This is a genomic window from Anaerovibrio sp., from assembly GCF_045637405.1.
Lineage (GTDB): Bacteria > Bacillota > Negativicutes > Selenomonadales > Selenomonadaceae > Anaerovibrio.
The window spans coordinates 1-2,116 of record NZ_JAZTZI010000147.1; the positions used below are offsets into that span (position 1 = coordinate 1).

2 protein-coding genes are annotated in these 2,116 nt (G+C 44.7%); both read left to right on the plus strand.

Annotated elements, in window-relative coordinates:
• On the plus strand, window positions 1-1,211 hold a 1,211-nt coding region (locus ACKI5G_RS10195; protein WP_407400052.1), incomplete at its 5' end, for a hypothetical protein.
• Window positions 1,204-2,116, plus strand: a 913-nt coding sequence (locus tag ACKI5G_RS10200; RefSeq protein WP_407400054.1) for an autotransporter strand-loop-strand O-heptosyltransferase, incomplete at its 3' end; no start/stop codon positions are given. The genes ACKI5G_RS10195 and ACKI5G_RS10200, both read left to right, overlap by 8 nt.

The following is a 2,116-nucleotide window of genomic DNA, read 5'->3' on the forward strand; positions in this document are numbered from 1 at the left end:
ACATGGCCCTGGCCCAGGGGATACATGCAGAGGATTTGAGCATTAACAGTGCGGAACTCAATCGTTATTTTTTGGCTTCTTTACAGTCCCTGCAACAGCAAGATTATTCCAGTGCTTTGCGGTATTTGGAAATCTATGCCAGCTATGGGGAAGCTTTTTTTATCTCCTATCCCCATTTGTTTTTTTATCGGGGGTTGGCTTATTACGGTTTAAAAGAGTATGAAAAAGCCCAAACTGACTGGCGTACCTATTTAAAATATTGTCCCGAGGATGAAATGGGACACTATCATCTTGGCAATGTACTTTTACGACAAAATGACATTAAGGGAGCGGTGGATGCCTATCTGGAAGCCTTGAAATCCCGTAGTAGCTTCGCTGAAGTGTTATTTAATGCCAATCTAGTTAATGAGAAGCTGGACCAAGGAGTGGTTGGCGAGGGAGCTGAGAACTGGCTTATTCAGGATAGTCCCTTTGTCTCCACCTTGAACATAGCTGATGACCTGGATATATGGGACATTCCCATTTTCATCAATAGCTTTAACCGCTTAGGCTGTTTGCAGCGGCTAGTGGATTGGCTGCTGGCGGCTGGGTATCGACGCATATATATTTTGGATAATGCCTCCAGCTATGAACTATTGCTCAAATACTACGCTAGTTTGCCGGATAAAGCTCCTCAGGTTCAGGTGGTGTTGTTGGGACAAAATATGGGGCATAAAGCGTTGTGGGACAGTGGAGTTTTGGAGACGCTAAATATTGCCTGTCCCTATGTTTATACGGACTCCGATGTGGTGCCTTCGGAACATTGCCTCAAGGATGTTTTGCGTCATTTGTTGGCTATTTTACGAAAGTATCCCTATTTAAAGAAAGTGGGCTTGGGGTTAATTACCGAGGATATTACCTTCTTTGATGCGGAGAAAATCCAGGCCCAGGAGCAAAGCTTTTATTTGCATGAAATAGAACCAGAGTTGTACTTTGGGGCGGTGGATACCACCTTTGCTCTATACAGAAATTATCGTCACTATAATATTTATGTTGCGGCCCGTACCACGGGAAATTATATGGCCCGTCATTTGCCTTGGTATTATGATTATGAAAATTTAACAGAGGATGAAAAGTATTATATAGAACATGCCAATGCTTCGGCTGGGTTAATTGAAGATTTAAAGGGCAGAAAACTATTGAAGACGGAAAAGGGGTTGCGTGATGCATAAGTATCCTTTATTTTATTTTTCCATACGAAAAGATGCCATAGAACCGGAACAAATAGATCGGCTGCTATATTTTGAAAAGGCGGCCGGGGATGTGAAGCTGGAAACTGGCGTTGAGGGGCTAAAATTTGACTTCAATGCCGGGGTTCGAGTGGAAGTACCGGCGGGAAACTGGCATGTTAAAATATCGGATTTTGACACGGATATGGTGGGCTTTGATGGGGATATAGCGGAGCAGGTACTTATTTCCCTGGAAAAGTACTATGTTCATTGGTTCGTGGAAGTATGGCACGACGGGGAGAAGGTATTTGAGCATCTGATGGATCTCCATCAGCAAAAGATTTGTATTTTTATGGCCCAAAGTGTTATGGGGGATACAATTTCGGTGCTGCCCTATGTGGTGGCCTTACAGAAGGAATATAACGCGACTGTCAGCCTAATGCCACCGGATCCCTTCAAAGAGCTATGTCAGGAATACATGCCGGATATTGCGGTGTTGGAAGATATGCCTGAGGATTGTTATGCTGCCTTTTGTTTAGCCGTATTTGACTTGCCACCCTATCTAATTCCCGACGATTCCCGCCATTGGCCCCCATTTCGTTCCGCCCAGGTGATATTGGGTTTACATGAAATGGCTCCGGATATTCTCTATTATCCTACGGCACCTAGAGCAATACAGGAAAAATATGTATGTATTGCCGTGCAGGCTTCGGGAATTATGAAGCGCTGGCTTTACCCTGATGCTTGGGATATGGTGGTGGAATTCTTAAAGAGTATGGGCTATCGGGTCCTGTGTATAGATGGCAGCGACCGGGTGGTAGAGGAAGGCTATGAAGTAGTTAAACCGGCTGGCGCAGAGGATTTTACGGGAATGCGCCCGTTGATGGAACGGGTAAATATACTGGCCT